Source organism: Streptococcus oralis subsp. oralis, from assembly GCF_002096435.1.
GTDB lineage: Bacteria > Bacillota > Bacilli > Lactobacillales > Streptococcaceae > Streptococcus > Streptococcus oralis_AA.
On the sequence record NZ_NCUI01000024.1, the window covers coordinates 206,760 to 231,850 of the forward strand.

The following is a 25,091-nucleotide window of genomic DNA, read 5'->3' on the forward strand; positions in this document are numbered from 1 at the left end:
TGAAAAGTTTATTCTAAAAAATACTCAAATCCTCTCTAGTCCCGTTTTAAAGTGACTCAGGGGGCTTTTTTTGATATAATAAAAGAGACTGTTATCAGTTAGAAAGAGGTTGGTATGAAAGAATTACAAACTGTACTAAAGAAGCGTTTTGCAATCGAATTTGCAGACAAAAACTTACTGGAAACGGCCTTTACTCATACGAGTTATGCCAATGAGCACCGCCTCTTAAAAATTTCACACAATGAGCGCTTGGAATTTTTAGGAGACGCTGTTCTGCAATTATTGATTTCAGAATATCTGTATAAGAAATATCCTAAGAAACCAGAGGGAGATTTGTCTAAACTCCGTGCTATGATTGTCCGTGAGGAGAGTTTGGCTGGTTTTGCGCGTGATTGCCAGTTTGATCAGTTTATCAAGCTAGGAAAAGGGGAAGAAAAGTCTGGTGGGCGCAATCGTGACACCATTCTTGGCGATGCCTTTGAAGCCTTTTTGGGAGCATTACTTTTGGACAAGGATGTTGCTAGAGTAAAAGAGTTCATCTATCAGGTCATGATTCCCAAGGTTGAAGCAGGTGACTTTGAAATGATTAAGGATTACAAGACACACCTGCAAGAGCTGCTCCAGGTCAATGGAGATGTGGATATTCGCTACCAGGTGACATCTGAGACGGGACCTGCCCATGACAAGGTTTTTGATGTAGAAGTTCTGGTTGAGGGCAAGAGTATCGGAAAAGGTCAAGGCCGTTCTAAAAAATTGGCAGAACAAGAGGCCGCCAAAAATGCAGTTGAGAAAGGGCTGGATTCATGTATTTAAAGGAGATTAAGATTCAGGGATTCAAGTCCTTTGCTGACAAGACCAAGGTCGTTTTTGACCAAGGTGTGACAGCTGTCGTTGGGCCAAATGGTTCTGGTAAGTCAAATATCACAGAAAGCCTGCGATGGGCCTTGGGTGAGTCCAGTGTTAAGAGCCTTCGTGGTGGCAAGATGCCTGACGTTATCTTTGCTGGGACAGAAAGTCGCAAACCACTCAATTATGCCTCTGTTGTCGTGACCTTGGACAATGAAGATGGTTTTATCAAGGATGCGGGGCAAGTTATTAAGGTAGAACGCCATATCTATCGTAGTGGAGATAGCGAGTATCGAATTGATGGCAAGAAAGTTCGCTTGCGTGATATTCATGACCTCTTCTTGGATACCGGTTTGGGACGGGATTCCTTCTCCATCATCTCTCAAGGGAAGGTTGAGGAGATTTTTAATTCCAAGCCAGAGGAACGCCGAGCTATTTTTGAAGAAGCTGCTGGAGTTTTAAAATACAAGACTCGTCGAAAAGAAACAGAGAGCAAACTGCAACAAACTCAAGACAATCTCGACCGCTTAGAGGACATTATCTACGAGTTGGACAATCAAATCAAGCCCCTTGCAAAACAAGCCGAGAACGCTCGTAAGTTTCTAGACTTGGATGGTCAACGTAAGGCGATTTACTTGGATGTACTGGTTGCCCAAATCAAGGAAAACAAGACTGAACTAGAGTTAACAGAAGAAGAGCTAACGCAGGTTCAGGAACTTTTGACTAGCTATTACCAAAAGCGTGAAGAGTTAGAAGAGGAAAATCAAACTCTTAAAAAGAAACGCCAAGATCTCCAAGTTGAAATGGCTAAAGACCAAGGAAGCTTAATGGATTTGACTAGTTTGATTAGTGACTTAGAGCGAAAACTAGCCCTATCCAAACTGGAATCTGAGCAAGTAGCCCTCAATCAACAAGAGTCACAAGTCCGTTTGGCGACTCTAGAAGATAAGAGAAAGGCTCTAAGTAAGGAAAAAGCTGAAAAAGAAGGAAATTTGGAACAGTTAGAGGAAAGTCTAGCTGAAAATAATAAGGAACTCAATCGCCTAGAAGCGGAGTTGTTGGCTTTTTCAGATGATCCTGACCAGATGATTGAGCTCCTGCGTGAACGTTTTGTGGCCCTTTTACAAGAAGAAGCGGATGTCTCAAACCAACTGACCCGCATCGAGAATGAACTAGAGAACAGCCGTCAGCTATCTCAAAAACAAGCAGACCAACTTGAGAAATTGAAAGAACAGCTGGCTACAGCCAAAGAGAAGGCCAGTCAACAGCAGGCTGAGCTTGAAACTGCCAAGGAGAAAGTTCAGAAATTATTGGCAGACTACCAAGCTAGTGCCAAGGAACAAGAGGAACAGAAAGTTTCTTACCAAGCCCAGCAGAGTCAACTCTTTGATCGTCTGGATAGTCTCAAAAACAAGCAGGCTCGAGCCCAGAGTTTAGAGAATATCCTTAGAAATCATAGTAATTTTTATGCGGGGGTTAAGAGTGTTCTCCAAGAAAAAGAACGCCTTGGTGGGATCGTTGGTGCAGTCAGTGAACATTTGACCTTTGATGTGCATTATCAAACTGCCCTAGAAATTGCGCTTGGAGCTAGTAGTCAACATATCATCGTAGAAGATGAAAACGCGGCAACCAAGGCGATTGATTTCCTCAAACGAAACAGAGCTGGTCGTGCAACCTTTCTTCCATTGACGACTATCAAGGCTCGTACCATTTCTAGTCAGAATCAAGATGCTATCGCAGCAAGTCCAGGATTTCTGGGTATGGCAGATGAGTTGGTGTCATTTGATAAGAGATTAGAAGCCATTTTTAAGAATTTGTTAGCTACGACGGCTATCTTTGACACAGTAGACCACGCGCGTACGGCAGCTCGCCAAGTTCGTTATCAGGTTCGCATGGTGACACTGGATGGGACAGAGTTGCGTACAGGTGGTTCCTACGCGGGGGGTGCTAATCGTCAAAACAATAGTATTTTCATCAAGCCTGAGCTGGAGCAATTACAAAAAGAAATTGCTGAAGAAGAAGCTGACTTGCGGTCAGAAGAAGCGAGTTTGAGGACCTTGCAAGATGAGATGGCGGTATTGACTGAAAGATTAGAAACCATCAAGTCTCAGGGGGAGCAAGCTCGTATACAGGAGCAAGGCTTGTCCCTCGCTTATCAGCAAACTAGTCAGCAAGTGGAAGAGTTAGAAACTCTTTGGAAACTTCAAGAAGAGGAATTAAATCGCCTTACTGAAGGAGATTGGCAAGCGGATAAGGAAAAATGCCAAGAGCGCCTTGCTACTATCACCAGTGAAAAGCAAAATCTGGAAGCTGAGATTGAAGAGATTAAGTCTAATAAAAATGCTATTCAAGAACGCTATCAAAACTTGCAGGAACAAGTAGCGCAAGGACGCTTGCTTAAGTCAGAACTGCAAGGACAAAAGCGGTACGAAGTGACTGATATTGAACGCTTAGACAAGGAACTGGATAATCTGGATATCGAAAAAGAGGAGATTCAACGCCTCCTCCAAGAAAAGGTTGATAATCTTGAGAAAGTGGATACGGATTTGCTAAGTCAGCAGGCGGAAGAGGCCAAAACTCAGAAAACAAACCTCCAACAAGGTTTGATACGCAAGCAGTTTGAGTTGGATGATATCGAGGGTCAACTGGATGATATTGCCAGCCATTTGGATCAGGCTCGCCAGCAGAATGAGGAGTGGATTCGCAAGCAAACACGTGCTGAAGCTAAGAAGGAAAAGGTCAGCGAACGCTTGCGCTATCTACAAGCTCAATTAACTGACCAGTACCAGATCAGCTACACTGAGGCTCTAGAAAAAGCACATGAGTTGGAAGATCTCAATCTGGCAGAGCAAGAGGTTAAGGATTTAGAGAAGGCTATTCGCTCACTAGGCCCTGTCAACTTGGACGCTATAGACCAGTACGAAGAAGTTCACAACCGTCTAGATTTCCTCAATAGCCAACGAGATGATATTCTGTCTGCAAAAAACCTACTCCTTGAGACCATCACAGAGATGAATGATGAGGTTAAGGAACGCTTTAAATCAACCTTTGAGGCGATTCGTGAGTCCTTTAAAGTGACCTTTAGACAGATGTTTGGTGGAGGTCAGGCAGACTTGATATTAACTGAGGGCGATCTTTTAACTGCTGGTGTGGAGATTTCTGTTCAACCACCAGGTAAGAAAATCCAATCTCTCAACCTCATGAGTGGTGGCGAGAAAGCTCTATCAGCTCTGGCTCTGCTCTTCTCAATCATCCGAGTTAAGACCATTCCTTTCGTCATCTTAGACGAGGTAGAAGCGGCGCTGGACGAAGCTAATGTTAAACGTTTTGGGGATTACCTCAACCGCTTTGATAAGGATAGTCAGTTTATCGTCGTGACCCACCGTAAGGGAACGATGGCGGCAGCGGATTCTATCTATGGAGTTACCATGCAAGAATCAGGTGTGTCTAAGATTGTTTCGGTTAAGTTAAAAGATTTAGAAGAAACAGTAGACTAGTTACTAAATGATAGCATCTCTTAGGAGGTGCTATTTTTTAAAACTCATAGCTTGAATTGTCTATCAAGGTCAGTTCAGGCGCAAAAAACGACATTTGGGATTTCCTCTTAGCGAAAAGACTTTCTCTATGATATAATAGTTTCATGATTACAACAGTACCTATTAAGAACGAAAAAGATATTGCAGTACCAGGTAATACAGTCCTTGTACTAGGTTATTTTGATGGCATCCACAAGGGACATCAGAAACTCTTTGAAGTGGCCAGTAAGGCTTCGATGAAGGATTATCTGCCAGTTGTCGTGATGACCTTTACAGAATCGCCAAAACTTGCCTTGCAACCTTACCAACCTGAGCTTATGCTCCATATCGTCAATCACGAGGAACGGGAGCACAAGATGAAATGGCATGGAGTAGAGGCTCTATTCTTACTGGACTTTAGTAGCAAATTTGCCAATCTAACCGGTCAAGAATTCTTTGATACCTATGTTCGAGCTTTAAAACCAGCGATTATTGTAGCAGGATTTGACTATACTTTTGGCTCTGATAAGAAAACTGCGGATGAACTGAAGGACTATTTTGATGGAGAGATCATCATTGTTCCTCCGGTCGAAGACGAAAAGGGCAAGATTAGTTCTACACGGATTCGTCAGGCAATTCTTGATGGAGATGTAAAGGAAGTCAATCATCTGCTCGGCACTCCGCTCCCATCTCGCGGAATGGTCGTTCATGGAAATGCTCGTGGGCGTACTATCGGTTATCCAACAGCCAATCTGGTCCTAAGAGACCGAACTTACATGCCAGCGTACGGTGTTTACGTAGTCGATATCGAAGTGCAACGTCAGAGATATCGTGGAATGGCAAGTGTTGGGAAAAATGTTACTTTCGATGGAGAAGAGCCACGTTTTGAAGTCAACATTTTTGACTTTTCAGATGATATTTATGGTGAGACAGTCATGGTCTACTGGCTAGACCGTGTCCGAGATATGGTCAAATTTGACTCCATCGAAGAGCTCGTAGACGAACTCCAGAAAGACGAAGAGATTGCTCGGAACTGGAAGGATGGAGAGTAGAAAAGTTTAAAAAAGTGAACCATATTTTGTGTTTGCTTTTTTATTTTTGAAAGAAATTTTTATAGCGAGAAACATAATTGAAGCTTGATTGAAAATCTGTTAAAATAGTGATATTCATAACTTAAAAAACTAAAGAAAAGAGACTATATGATTACAGGCGAATTAAAAAGTAAAATTGATCAGCTGTGGGAAATGTTGTGGACTGAAGGAAATGCAAATCCTCTAACAAATATTGAACAATTAACTTATCTTCTGTTTATGAAGGATTTGGATAGTGTTGAGCTTGGACGCGAAAGCGATGCTGAGTTTCTAGGGATTTCTTATGAGGGAATTTTTCCAAAAGACAAACCTGAATACCGTTGGTCAACCTTTAAAAATATAGGAGATGCTCAGGAAGTTTATCGTTTAATGACACAGGAGATTTTTCCATTTATTAAGAATCTTAAGGGTGATACTGACGATACAGCTTTTTCACGTTATATGCGTGAAGCCATCTTTCAAATTAATAAACCAGCTACGCTCCAAAAGGTGATTTCTATATTAGATGAATTTCCAACCAGAGATTCAGATATAGATTTTGATAGTGACACACAGGGAATTAATGATATTGGAGATATCTATGAATATCTGCTATCAAAATTGTCAACCGCAGGTAAAAATGGACAGTTTCGTACGCCTCGTCACATCATCGATATGATGGTTGAGTTGATGCAACCAACTATCAAGGATATTGTCTCAGATCCTGCTATGGGGTCTGCTGGTTTCTTAGTATCTGCTAGCCGTTACTTAAAGCGTAAAAAAGATGAATGGGAAACCAATCCAGATAATATCAACCATTTTCATAACAATATGTTCCATGGAAATGATACGGATACAACTATGCTGAGACTTGGTGCAATGAACATGATGCTACATGGAGTGGAAAATCCACAAATTAGTTATCTTGACTCACTATCTCAAGATAATGAAGAAGCAGATAAGTACACTTTAGTGTTAGCAAATCCTCCATTTAAAGGGTCACTTGACTACGATTCAACTTCAAACGATCTCCTTGCGACTGTAAAAACCAAAAAAACAGAATTACTTTTCCTTGCTCTTTTCTTGCGTACATTGAAACCAGGGGGACGTGCAGCGGTTATTGTACCTGATGGTGTCCTCTTTGGTTCTTCTAAAGCCCATAAAGGAATTCGTCAAGAAATTGTTGAAAATCATAAATTAGATGCTGTAATCTCAATGCCTAGCGGTGTTTTCAAACCTTATGCTGGAGTTTCAACTGCCATTCTCATCTTTACAAAAACTGGAAATGGTGGAACGGACAAGGTCTGGTTTTACGATATGAAAGCAGATGGTTTAAGTTTGGATGATAAACGACAACCGATCAGTGATAATGATATTCCAGATATTATTCAACGTTTCCATCAACTTGAAAAGGAAGCAGAACGTAAGAGAACAGACCAGTCTTTCTTTGTTTCAATTGATGAGATAAAGGAAAATGATTATGATCTATCAATCAATAAATACAAAGAAATCGAGTATGAAAAAGTTGAGTATGAACCAACAGAAGTCATCTTAAAGAAAATCAATGATCTAGAAAAAGAAATTCAAGCTGGCTTAGCAGAGTTAGAAGAATTACTCAAGTAGGGAGATGGATGTATGAAAAAAGTGAAGTTGGGGGAAGTGGTAACTCTGAAAAAGGGTAAGAAAGCCACTATACTTAATGAACAAACGACTCTAAGTCAACGTTATATTCAGATAGATGATTTGAGAAATGACAATAATCTAAAATTCACTGAAAGTTTAAATATGACTGAAGCACTTCTAGATGACATTCTGATAGCTTGGGATGGTGCTAATGCAGGAACAATTGGCTATGGACTATCGGGAGCTGTTGGTAGCACTATTATGGTCTTAAAAAAGAATGAACAATACAAAGACAAGATTATATCAGATTATTTGGGAGTTTTTTTGGAAAGTAAATCGCAGTATTTACGGTATCATTCAACAGGTGCAACAATTCCTCATTTAAATAAAAATATATTACTTGATCTAAAATTAGAATTGTTACGTACCGAAGAACAAGAGAACATTATCTGTATTCTTAATGTCATCAAAAGACTTATTACTAAAAGAAAATGTCAATTAGAGGAGCTAAACTTGCTCGTCAAATCCCGATTTAACGAGATGTTTATATTAAATGACTTTTCATTGAAAAGACTAGGAGAATTAGTTGAAGAAGTCCGATATGGTACTAGTTTACCAGCCACTCTTAATGGTAAATATGGATATTTAAGAATGAATAATATAACTGAAGATGGTAAGTTGAATATACAGAATTTAAAATATATAGATATTCCAGAGAAAGACTTAGAAAAGTATGTAGTAAGAAAAGGGGATGTACTATTTAATCGTACAAATAGTATTGAATTAGTTGGGAAAACATGTATTTATGAATTAAATTTTGATATGGTTATTGCAGGTTACATTATTCGTATTAGAACAAATAATAATATTTTAAACTCTAGATATCTATCCGAATTTTTAAACTTTCCTAGTACAAAGAAGTTTCTAAGGAACATCGCGAAAGGTGCTGTTAATCAAGCTAATATAAATGCAAAGGAATTACAAGATATTTCTGTCCCCCTCCCCCCTCTAGCCCTCCAAAACGAATTCGCAGAATTTGTAGCTCAGGTCGACAAATCACAATTGGCAATTCAAAAATCTCTGGAAGAATTGGAAACCTTGAAAAAATCACTTATGCAGGAGTATTTTGGTTAAGATTTGAGATAGCAGTTTACACTATCGTTGTAATTACCGTAATTATTTGTTATAATACTTCAAAGGAGGAAATCAGATGGTCGTAAAAACAAGAAAACAAGGAAATTCAATCACCATTACGATTCCAAGCGAATTCAATATTCCAAGTGGTGTTAAATACGAAGCAAAATTGTTACCAAGTGGCGAAATTATCTTTACTCCTGAAGAATTGGATCATCAGGTCTCTTATGTTTCTGATGATGCCTTTAACTTAAAATTGGATACAATTTTTGATGAATACGACGATGTTTTCAAAGCTTTGGTGGAAAAATGACAGTCTATCTAACAGAAAAGCAAATTGAAAAAATCAATGCTTTAGCAATTCAACGGTATTCTCCAAATGAGCAAATTCAAACAGTTAGTCCTTCAGCGTTAAATATGATTGTGAACTTACCAGAACAATTTGTTTTTGGCAAGCCTCTTTATCCAACAATTTTTGATAAAGCAACAATATTATTTGTCCAATTGATAAAGAAGCATGTCTTTGCCAACGCCAATAAACGAACAGCTTTCTTTGTTTTGGTGAAGTTTTTACAATTAAATGGTTATCACTTTGCTGTTTCCGTGGAAGAAGCGGTTGATATGTGTGTGACTATAGCGGTAGAAGCTTTAACTGATGAAAAAATGATAAGCTATTCTAAATGGGTTTCTGAACATTCTGTCAGAGAAAAAATAAGCTAGTATGTTGGATTTGAATGAGTATTAGAAAATAAACAGACAATATTAGAATTCTGTAATGCAGAAACTGATATTGTCTCTTTTTATTGATGAGTAATAATGAAAGTGAGAATTTATGGAATCAAAAATTACAATTATCATACAAGAAATGTTACCCCTTTTAAATAATGAACAATTACTAGCATTGCGAGAGAGTTTAGAGCGCCATCTAGTGGATGGAAAAAAGAAGCAGAAGCACTCTAATAATAATCTGTTGCAATTATTCATCACTGCTAAGCAGGTGGAGGGCTGTAGTGCAAAAACAATACGTTATTATCAGAGAACAATTGAAAATTTGTTTCATTATATTAAGGAGTCTGTGACACAACTGACAACCGATGATTTGAGAAGTTATCTAGCAAATTATCAGTCTGAAAAGGATTGTAGTAAGGCGAATTTGGACAATATTCGGCGTATATTGTCCTCTTTTTTTGCTTGGCTTGAGCAAGAGGAATATATCATCAAAAATCCTATTAGAAGGATAAAAAAAATTAAAACAGAACAAACTGTGAAAGAAACTTATACGGATGAACATCTCGAAATTATGAGAGATAATTGTGAAAATTTAAGAGATTTGGCAATGATTGACCTACTAGCATCAACAGGTATGCGTGTAGGAGAACTGGTCCAGTTGAATCGTTCTGATATTGATTTTGAAAACAGAGAGTGCGTTGTTTTTGGAAAAGGAAAAAAAGAAAGACCCGTATATTTTGATGCTCGTACGAAAATTCATTTAAGAAACTATCTCAATGATAGAAAAGATAGTCATCCAGCTCTTTTTGTAACGCTACTTGGAAAAGCCCAGAGACTTGGAATTGCTGGTGTCGAGATTCGATTGAGAAAGTTAGGACAAAAACTTGGAATACAAAAGGTTCATCCACATAAATTCAGAAGAACCCTAGCGACAAAGGCTATTGATAAAGGAATGCCTATTGAGCAAGTCCAAAAACTACTTGGTCACAGCAAAATTGATACAACCCTGGCCTATGCCATGGTTAACCAAAGCAATGTCAAACATTCACACCAAAAATTCATCTCTTAACTGCAAATCCCGATATTTCGAGGAGGTGGTTGCGTGACAATTATTTTTTTACAGAATATATTTGAAAAATCTATAAATGGTGAATGGGGTAATGAAGATAGTGGCAAAGGAGAGGCGACAGCAGTAATTAGAACCTCAAATTTTCTAAATTCTGGAAGACTAAATCTAGATAATATTGTATGTCGTGAAATTGATAAAGATAAAAACAGCGACAAAATTCTAAGAACTGGTGATATTATAATTGAAAAATCAGGAGGTAGTCCAAATCAACCGGTTGGACGTGTTGTATATTTCGATGTTACAGATCAAGATTATTTCACAAATAACTTTACTAGTATTTTAAGAGTTAAACCAGAATATAATTCTAAATATATATTTTATTTAATGAAGTATCTTTATGATACAAAAAAGGTGTTAAAATTTCAAAATCAAACAACTGGAATTATTAATTTAAAGTTAGCTGACTATTTAAATAAAACCAAAGTTAATATTGAAACTATAGAAAATCAAAATACAATAGTAGACATATTGGATAGGTTAGAGTATCAAATAATAAATAGAAATAAGCAGATTAGTGAACTCTCAAACCTTGTAAAATCCCGATTTAACGAGATGTTTATATTAAATGACTTTTCATTGAAAAGACTAGGAGAATTAGTTGAAGAAGTCCGATATGGTACTAGTTTACCAGCCACTCTTAATGGTAAATATGGATATTTAAGAATGAATAATATAACTGAAGATGGTAAGTTGAATATACAGAATTTAAAATATATAGATATTCCAGAGAAAGACTTAGAAAAGTATGTAGTAAGAAAAGGGGATGTACTATTTAATCGTACAAATAGTATTGAATTAGTTGGGAAAACATGTATTTATGAATTAAATTTTGATATGGTTATTGCAGGTTACATTATTCGTATTAGAACAAATAATAATATTTTAAACTCTAGATATCTATCCGAATTTTTAAACTTTCCTAGTACAAAGAAGTTTCTAAGGAACATCGCGAAAGGTGCTGTTAATCAAGCTAATATAAATGCAAAGGAATTACAAGATATTTCTGTCCCCCTCCCCCCTCTAGCCCTCCAAAACGAATTCGCAGAATTTGTAGCTCAGGTCGACAAATCACAATTTGCTTGTGAGATCGTTATAAAACTGTGGAGAAATAGCTTGAATTCTAGTATAATATAGGTATCTATTTGTTCAAAGTGAGAGAAAAATGGGAAATTTTGATTTTCTTTTAAATAACGAAGAGTATGAATCTTTTTCAAAGTCCTGTATAGAAGCTGAAAATATGATTGCGACATCTACTGTAGCTACTGCTTTTATGGCGCGTCGTGCTCTTGAGCAGGCTGTTCATTGGATATATAGTCACGATTCATATTTAGAAGCTCCCTATCGTGCTACCTTATCTTCTTTGGTATGGGATGATGATTTTAGAGAGATTGTGGATCCAGAACTCCATAGGCAGATTGTTCTTTTAATTCGATGGGGAAATCATGCTGCACATGGTGGAGAAATTAAGGAACGAGAAGCGATTTTGGCTTTGCACCATTTGTATCAATTTGTCAATTTTATTGATTATTGCTACAGTAACGAGTTTGTGGAGCGTTATTTCGACGAGCAGTTATTGCCACTTTCAGCAAACATCAAGTTTCGAGAAACGCCACAATCTATGGCGAAATTACAAAACAGTTTGCCAGATCTTCCTGATTTCGATGAACAGATGGCTAGTCAGTCCTTAACTATTCAAGAGACTTATACTGAAAAACGTGAAACAGCAGCTCTACGGCAAGATGTATCTTTCCATATCGATCAACTATCTGAAGCAGAGACAAGAAAACTCTTTATTGATATCGATCTCCGTATAGCAGGTTGGACATTTGAGGAAAACTGTCGTGTTGAGGTAGCCGTTCATGGTTTGAAGCATGGTAAAGGAACTGGATACTGTGACTATGTCCTTTATGGTAAAAATGGGAAAGTTCTAGCAATTGTTGAAGCTAAAAAGGCATCTGTGAATCCAGAAGTAGGGGAGGTGCAGGTCAAGGAATATGCTGAAGTTCTTGAGAAACAAATCGGCTATAGGCCAATTTGCTTTATTACCAATGGTTTAAAGCACTACATACTTGATGGTGTTAATCGTCGCCAGATTGCAGGGTTCTACTCTCAAGAAGAGTTGCAACTTTTGATGGAAAGACGTCACTTGCAAAAACCACTCGAGGATATTTCTAGCAAAATTAGGGACGACATTTCTGGACGTCATTATCAGAAACATGCGATTACAAGTGTCTGTGAAGCATTCTCCAATAATCGGAGACAGGCACTCTTGGTAATGGCAACTGGGTCTGGGAAAACCCGTACAGCGGTTTCCCTAGTTGATATCCTTTCGCGTCATAACTGGGTAAAAAATGTTCTTTTTTTAGCTGATAGAACTTCCCTAGTTAAGCAAGCTTATGATTCGTTTAGGAAATTACTTCCAGATCTTTCAGTTTGTAATTTCTTAGAGGATAAAGATAGTGCTCGATCTAGTCGAATGGTTTTTTCAACCTATCCGACTATGATAGGAGCGATTAGTGATCAAGAAGAAATAAATCAACGATCCTTTACTGTTGGGCACTTTGATCTTATCATAATTGATGAATCTCACCGTTCTATTTATCAGAAATACAAATCAATTTTTGATTATTTTGATGCAAGGATTGTAGGATTAACTGCCACTCCGCGTCAAGATTTGGATAAAAATACCTATAGTTTCTTTAACTTGGAGAATGGTGTTCCAACATACGCATACGATTTGGAAGAGGCTGTAAAAGATGGTTATTTAGTAGCTTATCATTCGATTGAAACTAAGTTAAAACTACCAACGGATGGTCTACATTACGATGATTTATCCCAAGACGAAAAAGAATATTATGATAGTCAATTTGAAGACGGTAGTTCTGAAAAAGATATTGATCCTGAGGATTTTAATACCTCTATTTTCAATAGAAAAACAGTAGAAATTGTTCTAGATGAACTAATGACAAGAGGAATTCAGACAGCTTCAGGTGACGAAATTGGTAAAACCATTATCTTTGCTAAAAACCATCGACACGCTGAATACATCAGAGATATTTTTAACGAACGCTATCCTGAAAAAGGAAGCGATTATGCTCAAGTGATTGATTATAGCATTAAGCATTATCAAACCTTAATTGATGATTTTAAAATTAAGGAGAAATACCCTCAAATTGCAATTTCTGTTGATATGTTGGATACAGGTATTGATGTACCAGAGGTTGTTAATTTAATCTTTTTCAAGAAAGTGCGTTCTAAAACTAAGTTTTGGCAGATGATTGGCCGTGGAACCCGTCTTTGTAAAGATTTATTCGGCCCTGAGCAGGATAAGGAAAATTTCTTGGTATTTGATTATGGCGATAATTTTGACTATTTCAAAGCTGATCCAAGAGAAGGAGATGGTCGTCACATTGTTTCTCTGACTTAACGTTTGTTTAACATCAAGGTGGACTTGATTCGTGAACTGCAGGAGCTTCGTTATCAAGATGATCAGTTTGCTAGAGAATATCGTCAACAACTCGTATCAGAGCTTCATGAACGTATGGTGAGCTTAAATGAGTTAGACTTTAGGGTTCGTATGGTCTTAGATACAGTTTATACTTACAGAAAGTTGGAAAATTGGCAAAATCTAACGACCGTCACAAGTGAAACAATCCAGAAAGATCTTTCTCCGATTCTATTTGAAGAAAATAAAGAGGATGAGATGGCGAGACGATTTGATTTATGGTTGTTTCAGATACAGTTAGGACAACTGTTGACTAAGCCAGCAACTTCCCATATATCTCAAGTTATGAAAACAGCTAAAGCTCTTGCCAGGGTTGGCAATATATCACAAGTTTTTGCACAGGCTGAAATTATCAGGAAAGTACAAGAACCTGAATTTTGGGAAGAAGTTAGTTTGTCTGAGTTGGAAAAAATCCGCCTTTCTCTAAGAGATTTATTGCAATTCTTAGATAAAACGAGCCGAAAAGTCTATTATGTCAATTTTGATGATCACATTCTTTCCACTGTCCATGATACTAAGCCATATTTACAAGTCAATGACCTGCGATCTTATAATGAAAAAGTTGAACATTATTTGAAAACTCATCTAGATGATGAAGCAATTTCTAAGTTATACCATAATGAAAAATTGACCTCTCAAGATTTACTTGCACTTGAAACATTGCTATGGGAAAAATTAGGTAGCAAGTCAGATTACCAACAACATTATGAAAATAAGGCAATTCCTAGATTGGTTCGTGAAATTATTGGTTTAGATAGAGAGGCTGCCAATCAAGTTTTTTCTAAATTTTTATCGGATGAGAGTCTCAATGCCAAGCAGATTTCCTTCGTGAAATTGATTGTAGATTACATTGTAGAAAATGGTTGCTTGGAGACTAAAGTTTTAACACAAGAGCCGTTTAAATCGTATGGTTCAGTTCAACTACTCTTTCAACACCAACTCCCTATACTTCGTAATATTGTCCAAACAATTGAACTCATTAATGATCGAGCTGGAGAAGCAGCGTAAATAATAAGAGGTTATAAATGCAAACGCAAGAAGAAATGAATGTTCTGGTACCTGAAAAATTAGCAGAAATTGAGCGTGATTATGGTGTCAGAGTTTTATGGGCTATCGAGTCTGGTAGTCGTGCTTGGGGTTTTGAGTCTCCTGATAGTGACTTTGATGTACGGTTTATCTACAAACACAAGCAAGATTTTTATCTCCGTTTAAATGAACAGCGTGATGTTATCGAGCTACCAATTGACGATACTTGGGATGTGAGTGGTTGGGATTTAGACAAGACTTTAAAACTCCTTTATAAGTCAAATCCTACACTGTTTGAATGGTTACAGTCACCAATTGTCTATCAACAAACGGATTTTATCGAGCGCATGCGTCCTCTTGCCAACCAGTATTTTTCTGAGAGGAAAATGCTGTATCATTACTTGAATACTGCTAGAACTCAAATGAATAAGTATCTTTCAGGAGACAAGGTCAAACCTAAAAAGTATTTCTATGCGCTGCGTCCCATTTTGGCCTGTCGTTGGATTGAAAAATACCATTCTGTTCCTCCAATTTTATTTGACGATTTGGTCAAAGAATTGCTTCCTGATGAGATGAAAGAGCATGTATCAAGATTGCTTGATATCAAGGTAAAGGGACCTGAAGGTATGGAAATTGATCCGATTATGCCAATCCAATACTACATCATCAAAAATATCAAAGAGTTGGATGCATACGTTCAAAGTGTTAGAGAGGAAAAGAAAGAGTGGAAAGCTCTAAATCAATTTTTCCTTGAAGAATTAGGCCACGACTGAGGTTTTTTATGGGTAAGTGGACATGTAAATGTGGGCAAGCAATGAATGACCACCGAGCGCCCGATCCGAATGCTTATTCAGTTTATTCGGATGAGTTGTTTGAAGAAATCATAAATAAAGCTGACGACCATAATAAAATTTCTTATGATAATATTTCTGAAGCGTCATTTTATATGTGGAAGTGCCCTGAGTGTGGCAGTTTCATGGTTTTTGGCGAAGACGGGGATGGAGATCACTTTACTTTTTATGAGCGCCAAGAAGTAGAAAAGGTAGAGCCTCTCTTTGATCCAGATCAAGAGTTAAATCTTGTTGTGGTTGAGTTTCAGGAGGGAGGGAATGGTTATACTTATATTTGTGATGACCCAAATATCCATATAGGACACGCTGTTATTGTCCCAGTCGGGAAGGAAAATACTGAAAAAAATGCTTTAGTTGTACAGAAGTATCATGCCCTACCAAAGGATATCACTTTTCCTGTTGAAAAGTTAAAACGTGTCATTCGTAGGTATTCACATTTCGACCCAATCACTTCGAAAAACGTTTTTAGAAATTTAAAAAAGCTAGGAAGAATTCTAGATGTTTGCTCTAAAAACGCTAACGCCAACTCTCAGCAAACATATTATAGTATCAAAACTCCTTTAGGATATTTCTGGTTAGAATTAAATGGAGTTCCGATTCCAATGAAAATCACACAGATTCAAGTTAAAGATAAAAAATACCAAGTTGATAGCGCCCTTTATATAAAACCTTCAGAGATTAACTGTAGAAGATTCTATGAACTGGAATTATGTGCAGATTTTGATATTGATGCTTCTAGATGGATCGATGTTCTCTCTGATGAAAACGTTTGGGGAAATACTTGGGAACTAAATGGTCTTCAATTTGGTATTACTGCAGGGGAGTCTCCAGAATTTGAAGACGAAGTTGTAGCGAGAAAGTATAGTCGTGTCCCACTTTATTATGACTGGCACCCTGAATTTGAAGATTATTATGGCTTCAGTTTAGCTTGGAAAAAATACGAGTCTGATAGCGATTTGTCAATTTTTTTCTATACAACGTAAGAAGCAGGAGGATATGTATGAATCAAGCATGGGATTTATTGTTTGAGGGCAAGATTGAAGAGGCTAAAAAATTAGTTGAAGCTGATTTTTTATTGGAAACTTGCACGGATTTTAGTTTGTTAAATTTGATGGGGTATATTTATCTTGAAGAGCAAAAATACAACGAGTGCTTAAGTATCTATCAGCGTTACATTGACTTAGCACGAACTAAAAGCGACCCAGAAAATGAACATATAGGCTATCATCAGTTAGCCATGGTTTATCGTGAAATGAATGAATTTCAAACAGCCCTTTTCTATATCGAAAGAGAGCAAAAAGTCATTGAAGAAGCTTTTACAGAGGATACCCTCAAATCTTCTGTTAACAATTATGAGCAAGGTTATTTACGATTAAAGCTAGGGAAAGTAGTAGAAGCATTCATGTATATGGAACAGTCCTTAAAACAAGCTTTGCAAACAGATGATTTGATTGCCCAAGCTTGTGCTTATAGAGGTTTAGGAGAGATTGGTTCGATACAAAATCCTGAAGAATCACATGAAAATTTTTTACAAGCTATCGCTCTTTTTGAAAAGGCTGGCGATCAGATTGGTGCTCAAGAGGTTAGAAACTTACTAAATAATAAAAAGTAGCCTGTTTAGGCTACATTTTTATTGAAACACGCGATAGACATAAGGATTTTCTGGTTTGTCTACTTTTGTGAAACTCTCAACTTCCAGTGTTGGGAGTTTTTGTTTGAGTTCTTTATGGTAGTGGAGGGTCAGGGTTCCTCTAGCGGTGATCCAGGTATTGTCAGGATACTGGCGTGAGTTTCCCTTGGTCAAGAGTCCATATACTCCAGAGTCGGCTATACAGTGGATGATTCCAAAGCGAAAGAGGAACTGGCTATCTGGATGGCTAGGATCGTTATAGACAAAGCCTGTAAACTCTATTTTCTTTCCTTCAAACTCTTGTGGATAGTCATAGAGAACTTCCATGACCTCCATATAGTTTTCGTCTGTAACCTGAATGGTTGGCTGGGCGAGGTATTTATCAGCTGTAGCCCTCATTTCCTTTTCATAAGCAGATTTGGAAAAATAGATACTGCTATCGGGTTTGAGGTATTGACTGGATGTTCCTTCGCTTGCCTGAATGGCTGTGTTGATTCCCTCGGCAAGTGGGAAATGATAACCTTTGGCAGATACAGTTCTCGAGTCCAAACTTACTGTCGGAAAGGCAACCCCAATCAACAGAGGTAGTGACAGTAAAAGGATACTGATTCGTCTAGCTCGACGACTTTCCAAATGGCTGTGAGAATTGATTTTCTTGATCCAGATGTAGAATTGGACCAGAGCCAACAGAAGAGAAAGGAGCATGGAAATATAGACTAGATAGGAATAGTGGAGGTTGATGTAGTGACTGAGCTTGCCAGATAGCTGCAGATAAAGGGTCAGAGCAAAATAACCTAGTAGAATGATAAATCGGATCATAGCATCACCCCCAACACGTAAGAATAAAGCAAGACAAGCACGGTCACGATGCCCATGAATTGCCAGATGAAACGTGCTTTTAGATAGTGTTTCATCATGAGGAGATTTTTGATATCAAGCATGGGGCCAATGACCAGAAAAGCAAGGACTGGCGCTAGGCCGAAGCTCGAGAGGAGAGAAGCACCGATAAAGGCGTCCGCCTCGCTACAAAGAGAGAGGAGAAAGGCTAGAAACATGAGCAAGAGAATCGCAAGGACTGGACTTGCGCTGATAGAGGTCAAGATCCGAGTCGGGACATAGACCTGCACGATAGCCGCAAAGAGACAGCCAAAGACCAAGTAACGCCCCATATCGAAAAACTCATCAATAGCTTGTATGAAGACCTGAAATACTTTTCTAGCGGGACCCAAGTGTGAAAAGTCATGTTCATGGCAAGCGATAGAATTCTCTTTTTGAATGGGTCCTTTCCAGAAAAATCCGAGGAAAATTCCAAGCACCAAAGCAATCACAATGGCTCCAAGCGCTCGCAAAAAGGCAAGTTTTATTGAATTGCCAAAGGCAGAATATGTTGCGAAAAGAACGATAGGATTGATAATGGGAGCAGTCACCAGAAAGGGAACGGCCGTGTAGCTGGGTACTTTCTTTTCCAAAAAACGATTAATAATTGGAACGATTCCACATTCGCAAGAAGGAAAGAGAAAGCCAATGAAGGTACCAAAAAAGATCCTCCCCCAACGATTGCGAGGAAGAAACTCATAAACTTTATCAGGTGTGATATAGACCTCAATCAACCCCGAAATGAGACTCCCAATCAAGACAAAAGGAAGGGCTTCAATCATGATAGAGAGAAAAATAGCTCCAGCTTGTAATATACTAGGAGGAAGAGATTGGAAAATCGTCATCTATTTTTTCTTCTCAACTTTTTCTTTTTTGTCTTTGTCATCTGGGAAAGTAACTTGTGTTAAGTCAGGAAGTTTGGCGAATTCTTCAAACATCTTGTCCAAATCATCCGTTTTTGTAAATTTAACAGCCATAGGCCCACCTCGTTTCTAAATGTTACCTCTATTATACTATTATTTTGTGGAAAAGGGATTATTTTGATAATCAAAGAGGTAAAAAAGGGTAGGACGAAACAAGGGATGTTCCTTATGGTATAATAGATTTATGGATAAAAAATATGAAAAAATCTCCCAAGATTTGGGTGTAACCTTAAAGCAAATCGATACTGTTCTAAGTTTAACGGTTGAAGGGGCGACAATTCCCTTCATCGCGCGTTACCGTAAGGACATGACTGGTAGTCTGGATGAGGTGGCGATTAAGGCCATTATCGACTTGGATAAAAGTCTGACAAATCTCAACGACCGTAAAGAAGCTGTCTTGGCTAAGATAAAAGAACAAGGCAAACTAACCAAGGAATTGGAAGAAGCTATTTTGGCAGCTGAAAAATTAGCAGACGTTGAAGAACTCTATCTTCCTTATAAGGAAAAACGTCGGACCAAGGCATCCATTGCCCGTGAAGCTGGACTCTTTCCTCTTGCTCGCTTGATTTTGCAGGATGTAGCTGACTTGGAGAAAGAAGCTGAGAAGTTTGTCTGTGAAGGATTTGCGACTGGTCAAGAAGCCTTGGCTGGTGCGGTTGATATTTTGGTCGAAGCCTTATCGGAAGATGTGACTTTGCGTTCACTGACCTATCAGGAAGTGTTGAGACACTCTAAAATCACTTCGCAGGTCAAGGATGAGAGTCTTGATGAAAAACAAGTTTTTCAGATTTATTACGAATTCTCAGAGACTGTTGGCAACATGCAGGGCTATCGTACCTTGGCTCTCAACCGTGGGGAGAAGCTAGGCGTCTTAAAAGTCGGTTTTGAGCACGCGACAGACCGTATCTTATCTTTCTTTGCTGCTCGTTTCAAGGTGAAAAATACCTATATAGATGAAGTTGTTCAACAGTCAGTTAAGAAAAAAGTCTTGCCTGCTATCGAACGACGCATTCGGACAGAATTGACTGAGAAGGCAGAAGAAGGGGCTATCCAACTCTTTTCTGACAACCTGCGCAATCTCCTCTTGGTTGCTCCGCTGAAAGGGCGCGTGGTTTTAGGCTTTGACCCTGCTTTTCGTACAGGTGCCAAGCTTGCTGTCGTAGATGCAACAGGGAAAATGCTGACGACTCAAGTCATTTATCCTGTTAAACCAGCTTCAGCTCGTCAGATTGAAGAAGCCAAGCGAGACTTGACCGACCTGATTGGCCAGTATGGCGTAGAAATTATTGCCATTGGAAATGGGACGGCCAGTCGTGAAAGTGAAGCCTTTGTGGCGGAAGTTCTGAAAGATTTTCCAGAAGTCAGCTATGTTATCGTCAATGAAAGTGGCGCTTCTGTCTACTCTGCTAGTGAACTTGCTCGTCAGGAATTTCCAGAATTAACCGTTGAAAAACGTTCGGCTATTTCAATCGCCCGTCGTTTGCAAGATCCGCTTGCTGAATTGGTTAAAATCGATCCCAAGTCAATCGGTGTTGGTCAATACCAGCACGATGTCAGTCAGAAGAAACTGTCTGAAAGTCTGGACTTTGTCGTTGATACGGTGGTGAACCAGGTCGGTGTCAATGTCAATACTGCTAGTCCTGCTCTTCTTTCACACGTAGCTGGACTCAATAAAACCATCTCTGAAAATATCGTCAAATACCGTGAAGAAGAAGGAAAAATCACTTCACGCGCTCAAATCAAGAAGGTTCCTCGTCTAGGCGCTAAGGCCTTTGAGCAAGCAGCTGGTTTCCTCCGTATTCCTGAAAGTAGCAACATCCTTGATAATACAGGAGTTCACCCAGAGAACTATGCTGCGGTTAAGGAACTCTTCAAACGCTTGGATATCAAAGACTTGAATGAAGATGCTCAAAGCAAACTCAAGTCCCTTTCAGTCAAAGAAATGGCACAGGAACTGAATCTTGGCCCAGAAACCCTTAAAGATATCATTGCTGACCTTCTCAAACCTGGTCGAGATTTCCGTGACTCTTTTGATGCTCCTGTGCTTCGCCAAGATGTCTTGGATATCAAAGATTTAAAAGTCGGCCAGAAACTGGAAGGTGTGGTGCGTAATGTCGTTGACTTCGGTGCCTTCGTTGATATCGGGATTCACGAGGATGGCCTCATTCATATTTCCCACATGAGTTGCAAATTTATCAAACATCCCAGCCAAGTGGTTTCAGTCGGAGATTTGGTAACGGTTTGGGTTAAGAAAATCGATACCGAACGTGAAAAAGTCAATCTGTCGCTCCTCGCTCCAGATGAATCTAACTGAGTACGTTCAGTCTGTTTCCATCGAAGACTTTGGTAGACCTTTTACCCACCAAGCCCAGTGGAATTCTCGTCTGCGAACGACAGGCGGGCGATTTTTCCCTAAAGATGGGCATTTGGATTTTAATCCCAAAGTTTATAATGAACTAGGTTTGGAAGTCTTTCGCAAAATCGTACGCCATGAACTCTGTCACTATCATCTTTATTTTGAGAAAAAGGGTTATCGACATAAGGACCGAGATTTTAAAGAACTCTTGAAAGAAGTAGATGGACTGCGCTTTGTTCCCCCTTTGAAAGACCAAAGTACCTACCTAGTTTATCAGTGTCAATCTTGCCAGCAAACTTATCAGCGCAAGCGTAGGATTGATACCAAACGCTATCGCTGTGGCGTCTGCCGTGGCAATCTTGTCATTTTAAATCGGCCTAAGGACCGATGTTTGTAAACCTGTTTCATGCTATACTACTTGTAAGAATACCGAAAGAGGAACATATCATGAATAACAAATTTTATAAAATGAAACGAAACAGTATGGTGTCGGGAGTCTTAGCTGGTTTATCAGACAAGTGGAATTTTGATGTAACTCTAGTCCGCTTTCTCTTTGCCATTTTTACCATATCAAATTTTGGGATTGGCGTGATAATTTACATCATCCTCGCCTCTATCCTGCCAACTAAGGAAGAGATTGAAGCAGAAATGTACGGAACAGGACCACGCAAACGCAAGGAAGCCGAAGCCATTGATGACAATGATGGACGGTTTTGGTGAGTTTGATTTTGAAATAGTTTACAGACACTTTCCTTATTTCTCAAAGAAGTCAGAAAAAGAAGTGAACCCTTAACCCTTGCATCCGCAAGGGTTTTCTTCTTGCCTTTCTTTTATGGTAAAATATTGATAGAGAAATTGCTTGATATTCTTCTATCTTACAAAAATGTAAGATTAAAGTCTCTTTTGTAAGGTTAGGTTATGGCAAGCCGTCTTTTTTTGCGATAAACTAGATTCATAAAGAACAAAGGAGCAAAACCATGAAAAGAATTTTACAAAAGAAAAGAAGAAAACCAAGTCAAAAAGATATCGAGCGTGTTCAACTGGGATGCGCTATGATGCAAGCACAGTTTCAATTGATGGGATATTAAGAAGGAGATAACAATGACACTTTTAGATGTAAAACACGTTCAAAAAATCTACAAAACACGTTTCCAAGGCAACCAAGTGGAGGCTCTCAAAGACATTCACTTTACAGTAGAAAAAGGTGACTACGTTGCCATTATGGGGGAGTCTGGTTCTGGGAAATCAACCTTGCTCAACATTCTCGCTATGCTGGATAAACCAACTCGTGGGCAGGTTTACCTAAACGGAACCGACACAGCCACTATTAAGAATTCCCAGGCTTCGAGTTTCCGTCGTGAGAAGTTGGGATTTGTTTTCCAAGACTTTAACTTACTTGATACCCTGTCTGTTAAGGACAATATCTTGCTTCCGTTAGTTTTATCTAGAAAACCCATTACGGAGATGATGAAAAAATTGGTAGTAACCGCTGAAAATTTGGGCATCAACCAATTACAAGAGAAGTATCCTTACGAGATCTCTGGTGGGCAAAAACAGAGGGTAGCGGTAGCACGCGCCATCATCACAGAACCTGAAATTCTCCTTGCGGATGAGCCAACAGGAGCCCTTGACTCCAAGTCATCTGCAGCTCTTCTAGATGTTTTTGATGAAATCAATGAGCGCGGGCAAACCATTCTCATGGTAACCCACTCAACAGCTGCAGCTAGCAGGGCCAAGCGCGTTCTCTTTATCAAGGACGGAATTCTCTATAACCAAATCTACCGTGGAGACAAGACAGAACGTCAGATGTTCCAAGAAATCTCTGATACTTTGACTGTTATGGCAAGCGAGGTGAATTAGTATGTTTCGATTGACCAATAAGTTAGCGGTTTCGAACTTAATCAAAAATCGCAAACTCTACTATCCCTTTGCTTTAGCTTTTCTCTTAGCAGTGACCATCACCTATCTCTTTTACTCATTGACACTTAATCCTAATATTGGCAAGATTCGAGGGGGAGAGACTATCTCCATGACGCTTGGTCTTGGTATGGTGATTGTCACTATTGCCTCTGCCATCATCGTCTTTTATGCCAATAGTTTCGTCATGAAAAACCGTTCCAAGGAACTAGGGATTTATGGCATGTTAGGATTAGAAAAACGCCATTTGATCAGCATGGTCTTTAAGGAGCTTCTTATTTTTGGCTCCCTAACCTTGACAGCTGGACTTGGCCTAGGAGCTCTCTTTGATAAGCTAATCTTTGCTCTGCTTCTGAAGCTAATGAATATGAAGGTGGAGCTCGTAGCGACCTTCCAACCAAGTGTCTTTATCCTAGTTACCCTTATTTTTGGAGCTATTTTCCTAGGTTTGATTTTTATCAATGCCTTTCGTATTGCACGCATGAATGCCCTTCAGCTCTCTCGTGAGAAGGCCAGTGGTGAGAAAAAAGGACGTTTCTTAGGCCTTCAAACCATTCTAGGTCTAATTAGTTTGGGAGCTGGATATTACCTAGCAGTTACAGTTGAAAATCCACTTTCTGCTGTTCTGATTTTCTTTGTAGCAGTCTTGTTGGTAATTTTGGGAACCTATCTTCTCTTCAATGCAGGAATCACAGTTTTCCTTCAAATCTTGAAGAAAAACAAGCGTTACTATTACCAACCTAACAACATGATTTCCGTATCCAATCTCATTTTTCGTATGAAGAAAAATGCGGTTGGCCTGGCAACGATTGCTATTCTTTCAACCATGGTCTTGGTGACTATGTCTGCTGCAACGAGTATCTTTAAAGGCTCTGAAACTTTCAAGAAAGTCATGAATCCACATGATTTTGGAATTACAGGACAGAATGTTGAAAAAGAAGACATAAATAAACTCCTAGATCAGTATGCTAGCGATAAAGGATTGACTGTCACAAAGAAAGAAGTCCTTACATACAGTAACTTTGGTGTGGCAAACCAAGAAGGTACGAAATTAACCATTTTTGAGAAAGGTCAAAATCGTGTTCAACCGAAAACTATTTTTATGGTCTTTGATCAAAAAGACTACGAGAATATGACGGGGCAAAAACTTGCACTTTCAGGTAAGGAAGTCGGATTGTTTACTAAAAACAAGCAACTTCAAGGACAGAAAGAACTGACTCTAAATGACCAGACCTATACAATAAAGGAAGAGATCAAAAAAGATTTTATTCTTGAACATGTCCCAAATCAGTACAATATTCTAACTTCGGACTATAACTATCTGGTTGTTCCTGACTTGAAAGCCTTTCTTGACCAGTATCCTAATTCTTCCATCTTTAATCAATACTATGGTGGTATGAACGTAACGGCTAGCGAGGACGAGCAGCTTAAAATTGCAGATGACTATTCAAAATTCGTCAACAACTTTAATAGAGAATTAAACAAAGAAGGAAGCTATGTATTCGGAAGTAATCTGGCTGATAGCAGTGCGCAGGTGAGTGCTCTCTTTGGTGGAGTTTTCTTTATCGGTATTTTCCTCTCTATCATCTTTATGGTGGGAACTGTTCTCGTTATCTACTACAAACAAATCTCTGAAGGCTATGAAGATCGTGAACGCTTCATCATTTTGCAAAAAGTCGGTCTCGATCAAAAGCAAATCAAGCAAACCATCAACAAACAGGTTCTAACTGTTTTCTTCCTTCCATTGCTCTTTGCCTTCCTACACCTTGCCTTTGCCTATCATATGCTTAGCCTCATCCTAAAAGTCATTGGCGTGCTGGATGCGACCATGATGTTGACCGTTACACTTTCCATTTGTGCCATCTTCCTCATCGTCTACGTTTTGATCTTTATGATTACCTCAAGAAGCTATCGCAAGATTGTGCAAATGTAAAAAAGATACCTCGATATTTATCGAGGTA

At 38.8% G+C, this 25,091-nt stretch carries 20 protein-coding genes and 1 pseudogene; 18 read left to right on the forward strand and 3 right to left on the reverse strand.

The genetic code is table 11. The features are described 5' to 3' along the window. Positions 1 to 114: 114 nt before the first annotated feature. The 13 genes and pseudogenes from rnc (at position 115) to B7723_RS04590 (ending at position 17,040) form a co-directional block, all read left to right on the forward strand. Positions 115 to 813: a ribonuclease III gene (gene rnc, locus B7723_RS04530; protein ID WP_000661472.1), complete on the forward strand. Its 699-nt coding sequence runs from the start codon at positions 115 to 117 to the stop codon at positions 811 to 813. Beyond that, on the forward strand, positions 804 to 4,343 hold the full coding sequence (smc, locus tag B7723_RS04535; protein ID WP_084849753.1) for a chromosome segregation protein SMC: 3,540 nt from the start codon (positions 804 to 806) through the stop codon (positions 4,341 to 4,343). Before rnc ends, smc begins: the two co-directional genes overlap by 10 nt. A 143-nt stretch (positions 4,344 to 4,486) precedes the next feature. After that, the gene (locus B7723_RS04540; RefSeq protein WP_084849752.1) at positions 4,487 to 5,413 is read left to right on the forward strand and encodes a bifunctional riboflavin kinase/FAD synthetase; all 927 of its coding nucleotides are present in this window, start codon (positions 4,487 to 4,489) and stop codon (positions 5,411 to 5,413) included. Between the two features lie 147 nt (positions 5,414 to 5,560). Then, complete coding sequence (locus B7723_RS04545; protein WP_084849751.1) at positions 5,561 to 7,054, forward strand: type I restriction-modification system subunit M; 1,494 nt, start codon at positions 5,561 to 5,563, stop codon at positions 7,052 to 7,054. A gap of 12 nt (positions 7,055 to 7,066) precedes the next feature. Beyond that, on the forward strand, positions 7,067 to 8,188 hold the full coding sequence (locus B7723_RS04550) for a restriction endonuclease subunit S (protein ID WP_084943934.1): 1,122 nt from the start codon (positions 7,067 to 7,069) through the stop codon (positions 8,186 to 8,188). Positions 8,189 to 8,264: 76 nt separating this feature from the next. Further along, complete coding sequence (locus B7723_RS04555) at positions 8,265 to 8,501, forward strand: AbrB family transcriptional regulator (protein WP_000260600.1); 237 nt, start codon at positions 8,265 to 8,267, stop codon at positions 8,499 to 8,501. Further along, entirely contained in the window at positions 8,498 to 8,908 is a 411-nt protein-coding gene (locus tag B7723_RS04560; protein ID WP_000219496.1) for a type II toxin-antitoxin system death-on-curing family toxin, read from the forward strand. The genes B7723_RS04555 and B7723_RS04560 overlap by 4 nt, the downstream gene beginning before the upstream one ends. A gap of 112 nt (positions 8,909 to 9,020) precedes the next feature. Continuing rightward, the gene (xerA, locus tag B7723_RS04565) at positions 9,021 to 9,986 is read left to right on the forward strand and encodes a site-specific tyrosine recombinase/integron integrase (RefSeq protein ID WP_084849748.1); all 966 of its coding nucleotides are present in this window, start codon (positions 9,021 to 9,023) and stop codon (positions 9,984 to 9,986) included. 33 nt (positions 9,987 to 10,019) lie between these two features. After that, the gene (locus tag B7723_RS04570; RefSeq protein ID WP_084943935.1) at positions 10,020 to 11,180 is read left to right on the forward strand and encodes a restriction endonuclease subunit S; all 1,161 of its coding nucleotides are present in this window, start codon (positions 10,020 to 10,022) and stop codon (positions 11,178 to 11,180) included. 28 nt (positions 11,181 to 11,208) lie between these two features. Then, positions 11,209 to 14,559: pseudogene (locus B7723_RS04575) on the forward strand (DEAD/DEAH box helicase family protein). Positions 14,560 to 14,576: 17 nt separating this feature from the next. Further along, positions 14,577 to 15,350 (forward strand): nucleotidyltransferase domain-containing protein, encoded by a 774-nt coding sequence (locus B7723_RS04580; protein ID WP_084849746.1) that lies wholly within the window; start codon positions 14,577 to 14,579, stop codon positions 15,348 to 15,350. Between the two features lie 8 nt (positions 15,351 to 15,358). Further along, positions 15,359 to 16,411, forward strand: a complete 1,053-nt coding sequence (locus B7723_RS04585) for a hypothetical protein (protein WP_084849745.1) — start codon at positions 15,359 to 15,361, stop codon at positions 16,409 to 16,411. 17 nt (positions 16,412 to 16,428) lie between these two features. Further along, entirely contained in the window at positions 16,429 to 17,040 is a 612-nt protein-coding gene (locus tag B7723_RS04590; protein WP_084849744.1) for a tetratricopeptide repeat protein, read from the forward strand. Positions 17,041 to 17,058: 18 nt separating this feature from the next. Here the strand turns inward: B7723_RS04590 and B7723_RS04595 are convergent, their stop codons facing one another. From B7723_RS04595 to B7723_RS10715, 3 genes are read right to left on the reverse strand one after another with little or no spacing between them, the layout of a single operon-like run. Beyond that, on the reverse strand, positions 17,059 to 17,877 hold the full coding sequence (locus B7723_RS04595) for a TIGR03943 family putative permease subunit (RefSeq protein ID WP_084849743.1): 819 nt from the start codon (positions 17,875 to 17,877) through the stop codon (positions 17,059 to 17,061). Continuing rightward, entirely contained in the window at positions 17,874 to 18,779 is a 906-nt protein-coding gene (locus B7723_RS04600; RefSeq protein WP_084849742.1) for a permease, read from the reverse strand. The genes B7723_RS04595 and B7723_RS04600 overlap by 4 nt, the downstream gene beginning before the upstream one ends. Then, complete coding sequence (locus B7723_RS10715; protein ID WP_000268696.1) at positions 18,780 to 18,911, reverse strand: SPJ_0845 family protein; 132 nt, start codon at positions 18,909 to 18,911, stop codon at positions 18,780 to 18,782. It lies immediately after the preceding gene. A gap of 130 nt (positions 18,912 to 19,041) precedes the next feature. On the opposite strand from B7723_RS10715, the gene B7723_RS04610 reads away from it, so the two are divergent. The 5 genes from B7723_RS04610 (at position 19,042) to B7723_RS04630 (ending at position 25,063) form a co-directional block, all read left to right on the forward strand. Next, the gene (locus tag B7723_RS04610; protein WP_084849741.1) at positions 19,042 to 21,171 is read left to right on the forward strand and encodes a Tex family protein; all 2,130 of its coding nucleotides are present in this window, start codon (positions 19,042 to 19,044) and stop codon (positions 21,169 to 21,171) included. Further along, entirely contained in the window at positions 21,158 to 21,610 is a 453-nt protein-coding gene (locus tag B7723_RS04615) for a SprT family protein (protein ID WP_084849740.1), read from the forward strand. The genes B7723_RS04610 and B7723_RS04615 overlap by 14 nt, the downstream gene beginning before the upstream one ends. A 50-nt stretch (positions 21,611 to 21,660) precedes the next feature. Beyond that, positions 21,661 to 21,933 (forward strand): PspC domain-containing protein, encoded by a 273-nt coding sequence (locus tag B7723_RS04620; protein ID WP_001060204.1) that lies wholly within the window; start codon positions 21,661 to 21,663, stop codon positions 21,931 to 21,933. A gap of 381 nt (positions 21,934 to 22,314) precedes the next feature. Further along, on the forward strand, positions 22,315 to 23,073 hold the full coding sequence (locus B7723_RS04625) for an ABC transporter ATP-binding protein (protein ID WP_000173369.1): 759 nt from the start codon (positions 22,315 to 22,317) through the stop codon (positions 23,071 to 23,073). A 1-nt stretch (position 23,074) separates the two neighbouring features. Continuing rightward, a complete protein-coding gene (locus tag B7723_RS04630) occupies positions 23,075 to 25,063 on the forward strand; it encodes an FtsX-like permease family protein (protein ID WP_084849739.1) in 1,989 nt (662 codons plus the stop codon). The last annotated feature ends 28 nt before the right edge of the window (positions 25,064 to 25,091 follow it).

Bases quoted from the DNA above. Each gene is read 5' to 3' on its own strand.
- rnc (WP_000661472.1), top strand. From the start codon at position 115: ATGAAAGAATTACAAACTGTACTAAAGAAGCGTTTTGCAATCGAATTT.
- smc (WP_084849753.1), top strand. From the start codon at position 804: ATGTATTTAAAGGAGATTAAGATTCAGGGATTCAAGTCCTTTGCTGAC.
- B7723_RS04540 (WP_084849752.1), top strand. From the start codon at position 4,487: ATGATTACAACAGTACCTATTAAGAACGAAAAAGATATTGCAGTACCA.
- B7723_RS04545 (WP_084849751.1), top strand. From the start codon at position 5,561: ATGATTACAGGCGAATTAAAAAGTAAAATTGATCAGCTGTGGGAAATG.
- B7723_RS04550 (WP_084943934.1), top strand. From the start codon at position 7,067: ATGAAAAAAGTGAAGTTGGGGGAAGTGGTAACTCTGAAAAAGGGTAAG.
- B7723_RS04555 (WP_000260600.1), top strand. From the start codon at position 8,265: ATGGTCGTAAAAACAAGAAAACAAGGAAATTCAATCACCATTACGATT.
- B7723_RS04560 (WP_000219496.1), top strand. From the start codon at position 8,498: ATGACAGTCTATCTAACAGAAAAGCAAATTGAAAAAATCAATGCTTTA.
- xerA (WP_084849748.1), top strand. From the start codon at position 9,021: ATGGAATCAAAAATTACAATTATCATACAAGAAATGTTACCCCTTTTA.
- B7723_RS04580 (WP_084849746.1), top strand. From the start codon at position 14,577: ATGCAAACGCAAGAAGAAATGAATGTTCTGGTACCTGAAAAATTAGCA.
- B7723_RS04585 (WP_084849745.1), top strand. From the start codon at position 15,359: ATGGGTAAGTGGACATGTAAATGTGGGCAAGCAATGAATGACCACCGA.
- B7723_RS04590 (WP_084849744.1), top strand. From the start codon at position 16,429: ATGAATCAAGCATGGGATTTATTGTTTGAGGGCAAGATTGAAGAGGCT.
- B7723_RS04595 (WP_084849743.1), bottom strand. From the start codon at position 17,877: ATGATCCGATTTATCATTCTACTAGGTTATTTTGCTCTGACCCTTTAT.
- B7723_RS04600 (WP_084849742.1), bottom strand. From the start codon at position 18,779: ATGACGATTTTCCAATCTCTTCCTCCTAGTATATTACAAGCTGGAGCT.
- B7723_RS10715 (WP_000268696.1), bottom strand. From the start codon at position 18,911: ATGGCTGTTAAATTTACAAAAACGGATGATTTGGACAAGATGTTTGAA.
- B7723_RS04610 (WP_084849741.1), top strand. From the start codon at position 19,042: ATGGATAAAAAATATGAAAAAATCTCCCAAGATTTGGGTGTAACCTTA.
- B7723_RS04615 (WP_084849740.1), top strand. From the start codon at position 21,158: ATGAATCTAACTGAGTACGTTCAGTCTGTTTCCATCGAAGACTTTGGT.
- B7723_RS04620 (WP_001060204.1), top strand. From the start codon at position 21,661: ATGAATAACAAATTTTATAAAATGAAACGAAACAGTATGGTGTCGGGA.
- B7723_RS04625 (WP_000173369.1), top strand. From the start codon at position 22,315: ATGACACTTTTAGATGTAAAACACGTTCAAAAAATCTACAAAACACGT.
- B7723_RS04630 (WP_084849739.1), top strand. From the start codon at position 23,075: ATGTTTCGATTGACCAATAAGTTAGCGGTTTCGAACTTAATCAAAAAT.